Consider the following 15,015-nt stretch of genomic DNA (forward strand, 5'->3'; position numbering starts at 1 on the left):
CCGTGCGGCGGTGTATCCCGTGGGCACCAGCCGACCACGGGAGGTCCCGGCATGACCGATCCGACGTTCTACCGCAGCCCCGCCGACGCGATCGCGGCGCCGCGCGAGGAAGTGGCCTACGTGGCGGCTTTCGACCGTTCCGCGAGCCGCCCGGACGCGATGGCGGTGCTCGACGTGAACCCGTCCTCGCCCGAGTACGGCCGGGTCGTGGGCTGGACCGAGATGCCCGGCACCGGTGACGAGTTGCACCACTTCGGGTGGAACGCGTGCAGCAGCGCGCTCCAGCACGAGGGCCACGACATGGCGGGGCTGGCGCGCCGCTACCTGATCGTGCCGGGCCTGCGCTCCTCGCGGTTGCACGTGCTCGACACCGTCCCGGACCCGAGGGCGCCGCGCCTGGTCAAGACGATCACGGCGGCGGAGCTCTCCGCGAAGGCCGGGTACTCCCGCCCGCACACGCTGCACTGCGGTCCGGACGGCGTGTTCCTCACCTGCCTCGGCGGCCGGGACGGCGCCGACGGGCCGGGCGGCATCGCGCTGCTGGACCACGACTCGTTCGACGTGCTGCGCGCGTGGGAGACCGATCGGGGCCCGCAGCGCCTCGCCTACGACGCCTGGTGGCACCTCAACCGCAACACCCTGATCAGCAGCGAGTGGGGAGCGCCGTCGCTCATCGAGGACGGTCTGGTGCCGGAGCGGCTGCTGGCCCACGAGTACGGCCACGCCCTGCACTTCTGGGACCTCGCGGCCGGCGCGCACCGGCAGCGCGTGGACCTGGGCGAGCAGCACCAGATGGTGCTGGAGCTGCGCCCGTCGCACGACCCGGAAGCGACCTGGGGCTTCGCCGGAGTGGTGGTCTCCACCGAGGACCTGTCGGCGTCGGTGTGGCGCTGGCACCTCGACGGCGAGAAGTGGCGGGCGGACAAGGTGATCACGGTGCCCGCCGCGCCCGCCGACCCGGACGCGCTGCCCCCGGCGTTGCGCCCGTTCGGCGCGGTACCACCGCTGATCACCGACATCGACCTGTCCGTCGACGACCGGTTCCTGTACGTGTCCTGCTGGGGGACCGGCGAGCTCAAGCAGTTCGACGTCACCGATCCCGCGTCCCCGCGCGAAACCGGTTCCGTCCGGCTCGGTGGCATCACCGCCCACCACGAGCACCCGGCCGCGCCCGGCGAACCGCTCTCCGGCGGACCGCAGATGGTGGAGGTCAGCCGCGACGGCCGCCGGGTGTACGTGACGAACTCCCTCTACGGCGCCTGGGACGACCAGTTCTACCCGGACGGCGTGGGCGCCTGGATGGCCAAGCTCGACGCCGACCCGGCGGGCGGGCTCGCCGTCGACACGGGTTTCTTCCCGCACGGCGCGGATTTCCGCGGTCTCCGCACCCACCAGGTCCGCCTCCAAGGCGGCGACGCCTCGTCGGACTCCTACTGCTACCGGTGAGCGCCGCCGGGCACGGGGCGACGCGGGGACGGCGACCTCCCCAGCGTCGGCGCATGACTTGAGCCACTTCCGCGGATCTTGTTCCGGATCGGATTTGACCATGCCGCGTCGGCACGGTTTTGACTGACCTCGTCCACGCCGGGGAACCGCCCCGGCCGAGTCGCGAGGGAACGCCATGAACCTGCCGCTGCCGCACGAGATGTACCTGCTCTGCTACGACGTGGAGAAGGGCCGGATCGAATCCAGCAGCGCCCTGGTGCGCGGTCAGCTCGTGCGCGCCGCCGCTGTGGCCGACCTGGCCCTCGCCGGATGGTTCCGGGACGAGGCGGGCAAAGCCGCCCGTACCAGCACCGAAACCCCGGATGATCCGTTCCTCGCGGAGGTCCTGGACCACGTGTCCCCGGATCGGCCGCGCCGGTGGTTCACCGTCGTGGACCACAGCTGGCACACGGCGGAAGCGACCATGCGAGACCTGCTCGCCGCCACCGGCGTCATCACTGCCGACCGCCGCCGGGCGCTGGGCCTGTTCCCGGTCCACGACATCGCCCTGCCCGACCCCGAGCGGGTCCGCCTCCTGCAAGGGCGGGTGCGCGACGCGGTGCTGGGCGGCCACGACCCGGCCGGGATCGCGATCGAGGACGCGGTGCTCGCCACGTTCGCCCTGCAAGGAGACGTGCGCACCGCGTTCAGTCCGAAGGAGCGCCGCGCGCACCGCGACGTGGTCCGGTCCCTGGCCGATCGCGTCGACTCCGACCTCCCCGGCCTGCGCAAGGCGCTTGACTACTCCATCGCGGCCCGCCGCGCGGGCGCGACGAGCTGAGCGAGTATCGACCACCGCCGAGTACCTGCGTCACCGCCGTGTTCGTCCGCGCGTCGGCGCAGGACGTCGAGCGGTGGCCGGCCGACCAGGACCGGTTGCCCGCCGGCCCGCCCCCGGCGGCATTCGCCTCGCCGGGCTCGTTTCCCGGACCACGACGTCGTTCCGACCGATGCCGAGCGGCGGCTAGATTCGGGGGATGGACGATGGTGGACGAGGTCTTGTTCTCGGTGGTGGCGGGGTCACGGGCATCGCGTGGGAGACGGGTCTGCTGCGGGGGCTCGCCGAGCTCGGCGTGGACCTGTCCGCGGCCGGTCTCGTCGTCGGCACCTCGGCGGGTTCCGTCGTCGCGGCGCAGATCACCAGCGGTATCGGACTCGACGAACTCTTCCAGGACCAGCTGCGCGAGGCCTCCGGCGAGATCGCGGCCCGGATGAGTCCGGCGGCGCTGGCGCGCTTCGCGGCCGCCGCCGCGTGGCCCGGTGATCGCCGGCGCGCTCGGGCCTGGCTCGGGCGAGCGGCGCTGCGCGCCGAGACCGTGCCCGAATCCGAACGCCGAGCCGTCATCGAGCAGCGGCTGCCGCACCACGACTGGCCGCGGCAGCGGTTGTGCATCCCGGCCGTCGACGCGGAAACGGGACGCGTCCGGGTCTTCGAGAACGACGGCGGCGTGGCACTGGTCGACGCCGTCGCCGCCAGCTGCGCGGTGCCGCTGGTGTGGCCGCCGGTGACCATCGACGGGCGCCGCTACGTCGACGGCGGGGTGCGCTCGGTGACCAACGCGGATCTCGCGGCGCACTGCGAGCGGGTCGTGGTCATCGCCCCCACCACAGCGGCCGGGCGCCGCGCGGATCGGCCCGCGGCGCAGGTGGCGGCGCTCGGTGGCGCGGTGCGGTCGGTGGTCGTGAGCCCCGGCCCGGCGGCGAAGCAGGCCATGGGCCGCAACCCCCTCGACCCCGCACGGCGACGGGCCGCCGCGCTCGCCGGGCGAGCTCAGGCTCCCGAGGTCGCCGACCAGGTGCGCGCCGCGTGGACGTGACGGCGACAGGGAAGGTCACTTGTCGTAATCGCGGCTTTGATGTGCGAAGTGGCCGCGCCGTCCCGTTCATCCAGTTCACGGGGTTGCGCAACACGCGCTCAATACCCGCAATCTGTGCGTGACGTCACACTGCGTCACGCTATCGCTCTATCGTTGATCAACAACCCGGGGAATAGCGTGCTGGTGCCTAGTTAGTTTGGGTAGCTATCTACATGGGTTGAGGTGGTCGTATGTGTGGCATCACCGGTTGGGTCTCCTACGCACGTGATCTCGGCACGCGGGACGGCGTGCTGCGGGACATGACGGAGACGATGGCCTGCCGCGGACCGGACGCCGCCGGTACGTGGATCGCTCCGCACGCCGCGCTGGGGCACCGGCGGCTCGCCGTCATCGACCTTCCCGGCGGCGCCCAGCCGATGAAGGTCGACACCCCGGACGGCGCGGTCGCGATGGTGTACTCGGGGGAGGCGTACAACTTCACCGAACTGCGCGACGAACTGCGCAGGCGCGGGCACCGGTTCGACACCGACTCCGACACCGAGGTCGTGCTGCGCGGCTACCTGGAATGGGGCGAGCGCCTCGCCGACGAGCTCAACGGCATGTACGCCTTCGCGATCTGGGACGAGCGCACCGAGAAGCTCGTCATGATCCGCGACCGCATGGGCATCAAGCCCTTCTACTACTACGAGACCGACGACGGCGTGCTGTTCGGCTCCGAGCCGAAGGCGATCCTGGCGAACCCGGCCGTCGAGCCCGTGATCGGCCTCGACGGGATGCGCGAGATCTTCTCGTTCGCCAAGACGCCCGGTTTCGCCGCGTGGGAGGGGATGCGGGAGCTCAAGCCCGGTCACCTGGCGATCGTGGACCGCAACGGGCTGCGCGAACGCTGCTACTGGCAGCTGGAGGTCGGCGAGCACACCGATGATCGCGCGACCACCGTCGGGCGCGTCCGCGAACTGCTCGACGACATCATCGCCCGCCAGCTGGTCGCCGACGTGCCGCGCTGCACGCTGCTGTCCGGCGGGCTCGACTCCTCGGCCATGACCGCCATCGCGGCGCTGCAACTGGCCGAGCAGGGCGAGAACGTGCGCAGCTTCGCCGTGGACTTCCCCAACCAGGCGGAGAACTTCCGGGCCATCGACGTGGCCCCCACCCAGGACACTCCGTTCGTGAAGGCCGTCGCGGAGCACGTCAAGAGCGACCACGAGAACATCGTGCTCGACGGTGCCGCGTTGTCCGACCCGGCGGTGCGCGGTGCGGCCGTCGGCGCGCGGGACCTCCCGATCGGCCTCGGCGACCGGGACAACTCGCTGTACCTGCTGTTCAAGGCCATCCGCGAGCAGTCCACGGTGGCGCTCTCCGGCGAGTCCGCCGACGAGATCTTCGGCGGCTACCCGTGGTTCCACGACGAGCGGCAGCGCACGGCCGACACGTTCCCGTGGCTCGTCGACTCCCCGCTGAACCCCGGCGGGCTGCTCGACGACGGGCTGACCCGGCAGCTCGACCTGGGCGCCTACATCGGTGACAACTACTCGGCCGCGTTGAACGCGGCTCCCCTCAAGGACGGGGAGACCGGGCTGGAGAAGCGGATGCGCCAGGTCAGCTACATGCACCTGACCCGCATGGTGCAGACGCTCCTGGACCGCAAGGACCGGATGAGCATGGCCGTCGGGTTGGAGGTCCGGGTGCCGTTCTGCGATCACCGGCTGGTGCAGTACGTGTTCAACACGCCGTGGTCGCTCAAGACCTACGACGGCAGGGAGAAGAGCCTCCTGCGCGGCGCCACCCGCGACACCTTGCCCGACGAGGTGGCGGACCGGAAGAAGAGCGGCTACCCGGGCAGCTTCGACCCGAACTACCTCGCGGCCATCCAGTCCCAGGCCGCCGAGCTGATCTCGTCGAACCACCGGGTGCTCGACTTCTACGACAAGGGCCAGCTCAGGGCCGCCACCGAGGCCGACGGGAAGACGATCGCCAACGAGCAGCGCAACGCCATCGAGCGGGTGCTCGACATCGCCACCTGGCTCGACCAGCGCAACCCGACGATCAAGCTCGCCTGACGGGCCTCAGCGGTTTTCTCCGCTCTGGCGGGGAAAACCGCTGCGGAACGCCGTCGTCACCGGCCGGCGGTCGTCGTGGTGAACGTCCGGTCCGCCTCGGCGAGGATTCGCTCCAGCCGCGCTCCGGTGCGGTTCGGCGTGGTTCCGTCGTCGAGCGGGTCGGCCGTCACCGACACGATGTACTGGCCGTACCGGATCCACGCGTACCAGCGCGTGCATTCCTCAGGACGCCCGTCGAAGCGGGCGCAGTAGAACCGCGCCTCGTCCGCTTCCGGCGGCACCGGTGCCGGGACCTCGGTGATGCGGTCGTACTTCTCCGCGTACCGGTCGCTCGGATCCCCGAGCCGGAACGTCAGCCACGCCCAGGTGGGGGAGGCGAAGCGGTGCGCGGTCTCGTCGAACCCCGGCTCGTGGCCGTCGGCCGCCGAGTCCTTCCAGACGCGGGTCCAGCGGTCCCGCAATCCCGTCATCGACGGTGCGGCGGGCGCGAAGTCGGCGGATCGCCGCCACTGGCCGGGAGCGCCGGGTTCGGCGGGCAGCAGTTCCGCCGCGGCGCGGGTCTCCCGCCACTGCCCGGCGAACGGCAGATGCCAGCTCGCGACCGCGATCAGGAGCAGCACCACCACCGCGCCCGCGACCAGGGCGAAACGGCGGCGCCGCGCCGTCAGTACTCCCGAGGTTTCCATTCCTGCACCTGTTCGACGTTCTGCGCTTCCATCTCGTCGATGGTCTTCATGACCTCGGTGGGGAACTGCTCCGGCGTGAGGTCGTCGCCGTACTTCTCGTAGATCTCGATCCCGGCGCGCATGGTGAGCTGATCGCCTTGGTCGTCTTCGCCGACGCCCTCACCGATCGACGCGCCCTCGATCAAGGTCTCCGCGTCGATCCCAGCGGCTCGGCCGACGTAACCGTAGTGGATGTTGGACCAGATGTCGTAGCTCGCGGAGCGGTCCTCACCGGGGACCTTGAACTGGAACTCCTCCTTCGCGTCGAGCCCGAACTCGTCCTCCAGCAGGGGTTTGTGGTCCCACTCGGCGCCGGGGCGGACCTGGTTCGCCCACATGGCCAGGGCGGCGATGGTCTCCCCGGCGGGGTCGCGGCCGAACTCCCACCACTCCTTCGGCCGGAGCAGGTCCTTGATCATCGCGACGGTGTCCGAGCCGCTGTTGCGCATCATCTCGTCGTAGATGTACTTCTCCGATTCGCGGAACCGCGCTTCGCTCTCCGCCGCTTCCGCTGCGGCCAGCGTCGATTGCTCCGGGGCGTTGAAGTCGTGCTTCTCGTCGACGTTGGACTTCAAGGCGAACGCCGCGTTCTCGTCGGCCTCGGTGGCCGAGACCAGGGCGCGTTCGATCTCCTTGTCGACCTCATCGATCTGGTCGCGATGCGCGACATCCGCACCGGGTCCTGCCGATTTCGGGCGGACTTCGCCCTTGTCGTTGACGACGAGGTCCTTCGCGGGTGCGTCGACGTCGGCGATCTCGACGAGTCGGTCGCGCGCCTTCGCGATCGCTTCGTGCGCTTCGCGGAGGATGTCGCGGATGCCGGTCGCCTCGGCGGTCGCGTCGCCGAACTCCCTCGCCGTCTCGTCGGCGAACCCGATCGCCACCCGTGCGTCGTCACCCTGCCACCCGGCGGTCTGCACCGGCTTCAGCACCGTTTCGTGAATGTCGTCGTCGAGGGTCTTGAGCTTGCCGATCAGGTCGGTCCAGTCGGACACGCAGCCCGCGAGCGCGTCGAGCGGGGCGTGGCGGACGTCGTCGTAGCTGAGCAACTGCCGCTCCTCACTCGAAGTGCTTCGCGATCTCGGCCATCGTCATCTCGTTCTCGGCTTCGACGGCCTCGTGACCCCGCGCCGTCGCGTGCAGTTCGGCGTCGAGCTTGTCGCAGGCGAGCACCAGCGTGTCGACCTGGGAACGCCAGGTCTCCGTCGCGTTCGTCAGCGCCCGGCCGAGCACGAAGTTCTCCCGGGACAGCGCCGCGCCCGCCGAGGTCCCGCTCGTCTCGACGCCCTCGCGCGCGCCGTCGAGCCGGTCCCGGATGTCGGCCGCCGCGTCACCGCAGGCCTTGAGCACGGCGGTGTTCACCTGCAGCACGCCGCCGTCGTCATCCGGCGAGTCGTCGCCGGGATTGAGCTGTTGCCTGATGCCGCCCACCGCATCCGTCCCCTCCACCGCGTCCGCGCTTCCGCGCCGTCCGACCGGACGGGGAGCGGGGCGGATCTGCTAGGACGCTAGACAGTGGCGGGGAAGTCGCGGAGCGGTTCGGTGCGAATGTGCCCGATCGGATCAATGGTACATCCGATCCGAATCGCGATCCGGTTCGACGGCATCGGCTCCCGAACCGGCTCAGCCGACGGGTTCGTAGTCGGACGGCCGGAAATCGGCCGTGCGCCTGCGGTATTCGACGCCGGTGCCGGGCCAGTTGGTGCTGATCCGGCCGCTGGCGTCGCGGTACCAGCTGGCGCACTTCGTCCAGACGCCGTCGACGAGCCGGCCCTGCACCTCGGCGTCGAACGCCGCCGCCACCTCCGGGCGGACGGCGATCGGACTTCCCACCCGGGCGCTGTGCAGGATCGCGCTCGTGAGGTGCTTCGCCTGCTGCTCCAGCATGAAGACGATGGAACCCGCGCCCACGTTGGTGTTCGGCCCGTACATCACGTAGAGGTTCGGGAAGTGGGGAACCGAGATGCCGAGGTAGGCGCGGGACCCGGTTCTGGACCACTCCTCGCGCAGATCGCGACCGCCGGCACCGGCGACCCGCAGCGGTGCGAGGAAGTCCGACGCGGTGAAGCCGGTGCCGTAGATGATGACGTCGACCTCGTGGAACTCGCCGGAGCCGTCCCGGACGCCTCCGGCGTGGATCGACTCGATGCCGGTGTCGACCACCGCGACGTTGGATTCTCCCAATGCCGGCAGGTAATCGTTGGAGAACAGGATGCGCTTGCACCCGACGGGATACTGCGGCCACACCTTCTCGAACAGGGCCGGGTCGGGGACCTGCTTGCGCATGTGGCGGCGGCTGAACGCGGTGAGGATGCGGGACAGGACCCGGGAGTAGAGGAAGGAGACGGCGATCGCCTCGCCGACGGCCCACCACGCGGCACGTCTGACGCGCAGCAGGCCGGGCAGCGCGCCGAGCACCCGGCGACGCCAGGAGCCGAACTCGGTGTCCGGGCGCGGCACGATGTAGGGCGGACTGCGCTGGAACAGCGTGAGGTGCGCGACTTCGGGCTGTATCTCGGGGATGAACTGGACCGCGCTGGCGCCGGAACCGATGACGGCCACCCGCTTGCCGTCGAGGTCGACGTCGTGATCCCACTGCGCGGAGTGGAACGAGGCGCCCTGGAACGTCTCACGTCCGGGGATGTCCGGCCACGAGGGGCGCGACAGGAGTCCGACCGCCGATACGAGGGCGTCGACCTCCACCACTCCGCCCTGGCCGGTGCTGATGCGCCACTTGCGGGTGGCTTCGTCGTATTCGGCGGCCGTCACCTCCGTCCCGAAGCGGATGTACCGGTGCAGGTCGTACTTGTCCGCGACCTCCCGCAGGTACTGGAGGATCGCCGGTTGGCGGGAGTACCGCCGCGGCCAGTTCGGGTTGAGCTCGAACGAGTAGGAGTAGAAGGGCGACGGCACGTCGCAGGCCGCGCCCGGATACGTGTTCTCCCGCCACACGCCCCCGACGTCCTGGCCGCGTTCGAAGATCACCAGGTCGTCGATCCCCGCGCGGGTGAGTTCGATCGCCGCGCCGAGGCCACCGAACCCGGTTCCGATCACGGCGACTGACGGTTGCCTCATCGCAACTCCTCAGTTCGTCGGGGCACCCCGAGTTCCGCGGTTCCGCCCCTGGGGCCGATGTCGACTGTGGGCGAGCGGTCGTGCCGTTCACAACCGGCCGCACGGGTGGAAATCCTCGATCAGACGCGGTCGACGAGCGTCCGCAGGCCGTGCTAGCGCTCCAGCCACTCCGGCCGCGACGAGCCGCGCGGCACCAGCACCGTGCGGTAGTGGCCCGGTGTCGCCGACATCCGGACCTGGTCGGTGACGCCCTGGTAGTGGCCCAGCGGGGTGTCGGCGGTGAAGATCTCCGGGTCGAGGTAGGCGTGCCGGGCGTCGCTGCCCGCGGTGGCCTGGGCGTACTGCTTGTCGAACACGCCCATGCTGAGGATCCACAGCGCGGCGCGGGTCAGCGAGACGTGCACCCGGTAGCTGCCGCCCTCGGTGGCGCGGCGGGCCAGCGCCTCGGCGACGCCGGTGGTCAGCAGCCAGGACACGATGTAGTCGTTGACCACGAGGATCGGTGGCAGCGCGGGGGTGTCGCCGTCGCCTTCGAGGTGCATCATGCCGGTGAGGCTGCCCGCGGTCTGGTCGAACCCGACGCGCCCCGCCCACGGGCCGTGCTCGCCGTTGAGCGTCGCCGTGGCGTGGATGATGCCGGGGCGGGTCTCGGCGGCCTGCTCCGGGGACAGGCCGATGGAGTCGAGGTAGCCGGGGCGGCGGTTGGCGAAGAACACGTCCGCGTCGGCGAGCAGCCCGCGGATCCGTTGCGCGCCTTCCGGCTTGTACGGGTCGATGGTGGCGGAGCGGGTGCCGACGTTCGCGGTGACGTAGGTGGTGTCGTGCTCCAGTTCGTTGGGGCGCCACAGGTTCAGCACGTCCGCGCCGTGCAGCGCGAGCGCTCGGCCGACGCCCGCCCCGGCGATCACGTGCCCCATGCCCAGGGCGCGGATGCCGTCGAGCGGGGAGGTGCCGCCGGACAGCGGCTCCGGCTCGCTCTCGCCGATCTTGGTGATCTCCACCAGCGGCATGTCGGCGAGCGCGTCGCGGTAGTGCGGTTCGGCGAGCAGTTCCTCGGTGCTGCGCAGCATCGGCAGCACGGTGCCCGCCGCCACGGCGGCGTTCTCCAGGTCGAGGCCGTTCCAGCCGGAGATCGCCTTCGCGACGGCCTCGGCGTCGTCGGGCACGCCGAGCAGCTTCTGCGCCGCGATCTTGATCTTCGGGTAGGGGTTGAGCGGCATCATCCACCGGTCGTCGGCGGTGCGGTAGAAGGCGAAGCCGAGCGCGTTGGAGGGGTTCGCCGCCGTCGCGGGCGGATAGCCGTTGAGCAGTTCCCACTTGCGGTCGTAGAACGGGCACAGCCGGTGCGGCGCGGACCGCAGGTCCACGTCGATGTCCTGGCCGGCACCGCCGCGCGACCGCCACAGCTTGGCGATCGCCGCCGACTTCGCGGCGAGCGCGATCGCCGACCCGCCGCCGAGCCGCAGCGTGCTGGGCACCACCGGGTCCGCGCCGTGGAAGGTGATGGAACCGCCGGTGTCGCCGGAACTCATCCCGACACCGGCGAGCACCTCGTCGAGCTCGGCGTGCGGGTCGAACGCGTCCGAGGTGGCCGGTTCGGCCACGGCCGCCGCGACGCGGTCAGTCAGCGACATGGTTGCCTCCTTCGTCCGGTAGCAGTTCCACCGGGATGGTCACGTGCTTCGCCCGCAGGTACTCGCCCACGGCTTTGCCGACCTGGTCGACGCGCAGGTTCGACGAACCACCGGTGCCCAGCAGGCCGCGCAGCACGAAGTGCACCGCGCGCAGGTTCGGGAATTCGTGGCGCACGACGGCCAGGTCCGCGCACTCGGGCACGAGTGCGCGCAACGCTTCGGTGGAGAGGGTGTCGCGCAGCCACGGCCAGGCGCGGTCGTCGCTCACCCAGACTCCGACGTTGCTGTTGCCGCCCTTGTCCCCGCTGCGCGCGTGCGCCAGCAGGCCCAGCGGTGCCGAGCGGGTTTCCCCGGTGGCGACGGGCTTTCCGGGCTCCGCGTGCACGGGTTGCGGTGCCACCGGCTCGGTGTGCACCGGCGGCTTCACGTCCACGGTGGACCCGTCGGGCAGCGCGAGCCGGTGCGGGACCTCGGACATCGGCAGCAGCGCGGGCCAGTAGTCGATGCGCGGGCGCGGCGTGGACGTGAGCCCGGCGCCGCCGTCGTGGAAGTAGCCGGGAATGCTCTGCAGGTACAGCGATCCGAGCCGCGCCGCCGCGTCGAACCGCTCCAGCGGAGCCTTCTCCGCGGCGGTGGCCATCACCCGCAGGCCCACCGTGGCGTCCCACTGCGTGCCCGGGTTCGCCGCGGCGGTGCCGATCCGGGTGATGTCGAGCTCGGTGACGCCCTCGGGCACGTCGCGGCCGATCTGCGCGCGCAGCAGGTCCACCTTCGCGTCGACGTCCAGCCCGGTCACGAACACGGTGTTGACGACCTGGTGGCCGAGCTGCCCGAACACCGCGACCTTCGTCGTCGGCGGCGGGGGAGAACCGGTGGTGCCGGTGACCCGCACGCGGTCCGGGCCGTCGAGTTCCAGCGCGACCTCGTCGAGGTGCACGGTGACGTCCGGGTTCAGGTAAGCCGGGCCTTGGATCTCGTAGACGATCTGCGCGGTGACCGTGTCGGTGGTGACGGTGCCGCCGTCGTGGTCGTGCTTGGTGATGACGCTGCTGCCCGCGGCGTCGATCTCGGCGATCGGGAAGCCGGGCACGAGCATGCCCGGAACGCGGGTGAACCCGGAGAAGTTGCCGCCGGTGGCGTGCGGACCGCACTCGATGATGTGCCCGGCCAGCACCGCCCCGGCCAGCGCGTCCCAGTCCTCGCGCCCCCAGCCGTGCCACCACGCCGCGGGCCCGGAGGTCAGCGAGGCGTCGGTGACCCGCCCGCACACCACGATGTCGGCGCCGCTCGCGAGCGCCTCCGCGATGCCCCAGCCGCCGAGGTAGGCGTTCGCGGCCATCGGCTCGGCGTCCCACTCGGCGAGCGCCGCACCGGAATCGAGGTTCTCCAAGCGGTGCCCGGCCCGCTGGTAGGCGGGCAGCCGGTCGAGGACGTTGTCGCCTTCGACGTGGGCCACGCACAGCGCGACGCCTTCGGCGGCGATGAGCTCCCGCAGCGCGGACGCGAGAGCGGCGGGGTGGAAACCGCCCGCGTTGGTGACGACCTTGACGCGTCGTTCGGCCAGCGTCGCCAGGTGCGGGCGCAGCTGGTCGACGAAGTACTCCACGTAGCCGCGCGCCGGATCCCGCCGGTAGCGCACCGACAGCGCCGCGAGGGTGATCTCCGCGAGGTAGTCGCCGATCAGCACGTCCACCGGATCACCGGCCAGCACTTCGTCCACGGCGCTGAACCGGTCGCCCAGGTAGCCGGAGAAATCGCCGATGCGGATGGCTCGTTCACGCACTGTCGAACACCTCGCTGTTTGTCATGTTCCACGCTACGGCCGGGACGGGATCCGGGGCACGACCGTTCGGCGAAGGCCGGCGTGATCGTGCTGGTCACGCGGTGAACCGCGGCGCGAGACCGGGGCGCGGCCACTCGGTGCGGTAGAGCACGCCGCGGCCCGAGGACGTGATGTGGGCCGTGCGCAGCTCGGGGCCGCCGAAGCAGATGTTGGTGACCAGCGGGTCCGGAACCGGGACTCCGACGACGTCCACGATCTCGCCGTCCGGGCTGAGCACCGTGATCGCGCCGGTGTTCAAGGTCGCCACGCACACGTTGCCCGCCGAGTCCACCGCGAGCGAGTCGAGCATCTGCGCCCCGGCGAAACCGTGCAGCAGCTGCGCGCCGCGCGCCCCGGAACCGCGCCCGCGCAGCCGGCCGGGGCCGGTGACGTCCCAGCACCACACCCGGCCCGGCCCCGTTTCGGCGACGTAGAGCCGGTCGCCGTCCGGGGACAGCCCGACCCCGTTGGGTTGCTGCAGCGGGTGCACGATCTCCTCGACGCGGGAACCGTCGGGCAGCGCGTAGTACAGCCCGCCCAGGTCCATGTCCCGCTCGCGGGTCTTGCCGAGGTCGGTGAAGTAGAACCCGCCGTCGGCGTCGAACACGATGTCGTTGGGGCCGCGCAGCGGATGGCCGTCGACCTCGGTGTAGAGGTCGGTCACGGTCCCGTCGAAGGTGACGCGCTGGATGCGGCCACCGGAGTAGTCGTCGGGCTGGCGGCCGGGCAGCACGAGCCCTTCGCGGTCGTGCCAGGCGAAGCCGCCGTTGTTGCACACGTACACGGCGCCGTCCGGCCCGATGGCGGCACCGTTCGGGCCGCCCCCGCAGCCGGCGAGGACGGAGACCGCGCCGTCCGGCGTCACCCGGGACAGGGTGCCACGCCGGATCTCCACCACCAGCACGGAACCGTCGTCGAGCGCGATCGGTCCTTCGGGGAAGCTCAGCCCCTCGGCCACAGCGGTGAGTTCGGGCATGGTCGGAACTCCTTTCACGGTGTCGTGCACATCGGCGGGTCTCACGGATTCCCGAGGTAGCGGGGGTTGGCGACGAGCAGGCGGTCGGTGACGCCCTCGCGGACGGCGGCGAGCACGTCGTCGCCGTCGGCTCCGGCGCGGATCGCGGCGGCGAGCTCGGCCTCGTCCCGGTGGCCGAGCGCGGCCAGCCGGTCCGCACGGCGCCGCCGCTGCCCGGGGCCGAGGCGCAGTTCGCGCTCCACCGCGCCGAGCACGTTCTCGGCCACCAGCGCGTGGAACCGGGTGCGCCCCTCCAGCGCGGGCCGCGCGTCGGCGCGCAGGAATTCCGCCACCGCCTCCACCAGTTCGGCGGCAGTGGGGCGTCCGTGCAGATCGGGGGCGGGCGCGTCCGGTTCCGATGGATCTTCCGATGACGGTGGAATTCCCAGCGCCAGCAGCAGATCGTGCTCCTGCTCGCACACCCGCCTGCCGATGGCGGCGAGCTCCACCGAGCGGTCCGCGCCGGTCAGGTGCCGCCGGGCCATGTCCCGGCAGCCGACCGCCCACTTCGCCGTCCCGTACACCTCCCACCAGTGCACCGCCGCCGGATCCGGCGCCCAGCCCGCGACCTCCGCGTACCCGGCGAACAGGTCCGCGCGCCGCCCGAAGCCGCCCACCGGTGGCGCGGCGGCGAACCGCCACGCCTTGACGCACAGCCACCCCAGGTCCTCCAGCGGATCACCGCGGTGCACCAGTTCCCAGTCGAGCACCGCGCGCAACCCGTCGGGGCCGACGATGAGGTTGCCGTTGCGGAAGTCGCCGTGCACCACCACGTCCCCGGCGGGCGGCGGCCGGTTCTCCCGCAGCCACCGGAGTCCGAGCTCCAGCGCGGGCAGCGGTTCGTCGTGCCGCGCGTGATCGGCCTCCAGCGCCGCCAGCGGATCGGGGTGCGCCAGACCGGGCACGTCTCCGACCGGGATGCGGTGGATGCGGGCGAGCACCCTGCCGAGCTCCGCGGCCAGCGTCGGGCGCACCTCGTCGAACTCCGGTTCCCGCAGCAGGCGCCGGGGAATCGTCTCGCCGTCGACGTGTTCGCTGATCAGGTACGGCGCGCCGAGCACCGCCGGGTCGGCGTCGTGGTCCAGCAACGCGGGCACGGGCACCGCGCAGCGAGCGGCGGCTGCGATCACCGACGCTTCCACGCCCATCGACTCCGGCCGGTCGTAGCCGGGCGGGTCGCGGCGCAGGACCAGCCGCCGCGCGTCCGTCGCGGTCGTGGCGCGGAACGTCCAGGTCTCGCGGCTGGCTCCGCCGGTGAGCCGCTGCGGAGCGGACACTTCGACGGGTTCACCGCGCAGGCCGGCGAGGCGGGCGGCGAGCCGCGCGCGCAGCTCCTCGCTCATCGGCACCACCTCGGACCCTCGATGACCAGCAGCAACGCC

The 15,015-nt window shown here is 71.6% G+C and carries 12 protein-coding genes; 4 read left to right on the top strand and 8 right to left on the bottom strand.

Annotation, left to right across the window (positions count from 1 at the left end):
• The first annotated feature begins 51 nt into the window (after window positions 1-51).
• From BJ969_RS11055 to asnB, 4 genes are all read left to right on the top strand, one after another.
• The gene (locus BJ969_RS11055; RefSeq protein WP_184478851.1) at window positions 52-1,446 is read left to right on the top strand and encodes a selenium-binding protein SBP56-related protein; all 1,395 of its coding nucleotides are present in this window, start codon (window positions 52-54) and stop codon (window positions 1,444-1,446) included.
• 175 nt (window positions 1,447-1,621) lie between these two features.
• A complete protein-coding gene (locus BJ969_RS11060) occupies window positions 1,622-2,266 on the top strand; it encodes a GOLPH3/VPS74 family protein (protein ID WP_184478852.1) in 645 nt (214 codons plus the stop codon).
• A 196-nt stretch (window positions 2,267-2,462) separates the two neighbouring features.
• Entirely contained in the window at window positions 2,463-3,302 is an 840-nt protein-coding gene (locus tag BJ969_RS11065; protein ID WP_184478853.1) for a patatin-like phospholipase family protein, read from the top strand.
• A 230-nt stretch (window positions 3,303-3,532) separates the two neighbouring features.
• The gene (asnB, locus tag BJ969_RS11070) at window positions 3,533-5,362 is read left to right on the top strand and encodes an asparagine synthase (glutamine-hydrolyzing) (protein WP_184478854.1); all 1,830 of its coding nucleotides are present in this window, start codon (window positions 3,533-3,535) and stop codon (window positions 5,360-5,362) included.
• A 56-nt stretch (window positions 5,363-5,418) separates the two neighbouring features.
• Here asnB and BJ969_RS11075 read toward each other — a convergent pair whose 3' ends face one another.
• The 8 genes from BJ969_RS11075 to BJ969_RS11110 form a co-directional block, all read right to left on the bottom strand.
• The gene (locus tag BJ969_RS11075) at window positions 5,419-6,048 is read right to left on the bottom strand and encodes a hypothetical protein (protein ID WP_184478855.1); all 630 of its coding nucleotides are present in this window, start codon (window positions 6,046-6,048) and stop codon (window positions 5,419-5,421) included.
• Window positions 6,027-7,136, bottom strand: coding sequence for a polymorphic toxin type 44 domain-containing protein (locus BJ969_RS11080; RefSeq protein WP_184478856.1), 1,110 nt, complete (start codon window positions 7,134-7,136; stop codon window positions 6,027-6,029). Before BJ969_RS11080 ends, BJ969_RS11075 begins: the two co-directional genes overlap by 22 nt.
• A 10-nt stretch (window positions 7,137-7,146) precedes the next feature.
• Window positions 7,147-7,518 carry a hypothetical protein gene (locus BJ969_RS11085; protein ID WP_184478857.1) on the bottom strand — a complete coding sequence of 124 codons (372 nt, stop codon included), beginning with the start codon at window positions 7,516-7,518 and terminating at the stop codon, window positions 7,147-7,149.
• A gap of 192 nt (window positions 7,519-7,710) precedes the next feature.
• Entirely contained in the window at window positions 7,711-9,162 is a 1,452-nt protein-coding gene (locus tag BJ969_RS11090; protein ID WP_184478858.1) for a flavin-containing monooxygenase, read from the bottom strand.
• A gap of 152 nt (window positions 9,163-9,314) precedes the next feature.
• Window positions 9,315-10,796: a CoA transferase gene (locus BJ969_RS11095; protein WP_184478859.1), complete on the bottom strand. Its 1,482-nt coding sequence runs from the start codon at window positions 10,794-10,796 to the stop codon at window positions 9,315-9,317.
• A complete protein-coding gene (locus tag BJ969_RS11100) occupies window positions 10,783-12,579 on the bottom strand; it encodes an acyclic terpene utilization AtuA family protein (protein WP_184478860.1) in 1,797 nt (598 codons plus the stop codon). Before BJ969_RS11100 ends, BJ969_RS11095 begins: the two co-directional genes overlap by 14 nt.
• Window positions 12,580-12,673: 94 nt before the next feature.
• Entirely contained in the window at window positions 12,674-13,594 is a 921-nt protein-coding gene (locus BJ969_RS11105; RefSeq protein WP_184478861.1) for an SMP-30/gluconolactonase/LRE family protein, read from the bottom strand.
• 41 nt (window positions 13,595-13,635) lie between these two features.
• Window positions 13,636-14,976 carry a phosphotransferase family protein gene (locus tag BJ969_RS11110; protein WP_184478862.1) on the bottom strand — a complete coding sequence of 447 codons (1,341 nt, stop codon included), beginning with the start codon at window positions 14,974-14,976 and terminating at the stop codon, window positions 13,636-13,638.
• Window positions 14,977-15,015: the final 39 nt, after the last annotated feature.

This window comes from Saccharopolyspora gloriosae (assembly GCF_014203325.1).
GTDB lineage: Bacteria > Actinomycetota > Actinomycetes > Mycobacteriales > Pseudonocardiaceae > Saccharopolyspora_C > Saccharopolyspora_C gloriosae.

Excerpts from the sequence above, each read along its gene's own strand:
- BJ969_RS11055 (WP_184478851.1), top strand. The coding sequence starts at position 52 with ATGACCGATCCGACGTTCTACCGCAGCCCCGCCGACGCGATCGCGGCG.
- BJ969_RS11060 (WP_184478852.1), top strand. The coding sequence starts at position 1,622 with ATGAACCTGCCGCTGCCGCACGAGATGTACCTGCTCTGCTACGACGTG.
- BJ969_RS11065 (WP_184478853.1), top strand. The coding sequence starts at position 2,463 with ATGGACGATGGTGGACGAGGTCTTGTTCTCGGTGGTGGCGGGGTCACG.
- asnB (WP_184478854.1), top strand. The coding sequence starts at position 3,533 with ATGTGTGGCATCACCGGTTGGGTCTCCTACGCACGTGATCTCGGCACG.
- BJ969_RS11075 (WP_184478855.1), bottom strand. The coding sequence starts at position 6,048 with ATGGAAACCTCGGGAGTACTGACGGCGCGGCGCCGCCGTTTCGCCCTG.
- BJ969_RS11090 (WP_184478858.1), bottom strand. The coding sequence starts at position 9,162 with ATGAGGCAACCGTCAGTCGCCGTGATCGGAACCGGGTTCGGTGGCCTC.
- BJ969_RS11095 (WP_184478859.1), bottom strand. The coding sequence starts at position 10,796 with ATGTCGCTGACTGACCGCGTCGCGGCGGCCGTGGCCGAACCGGCCACC.
- BJ969_RS11105 (WP_184478861.1), bottom strand. The coding sequence starts at position 13,594 with ATGCCCGAACTCACCGCTGTGGCCGAGGGGCTGAGCTTCCCCGAAGGA.
- BJ969_RS11110 (WP_184478862.1), bottom strand. The coding sequence starts at position 14,976 with ATGAGCGAGGAGCTGCGCGCGCGGCTCGCCGCCCGCCTCGCCGGCCTG.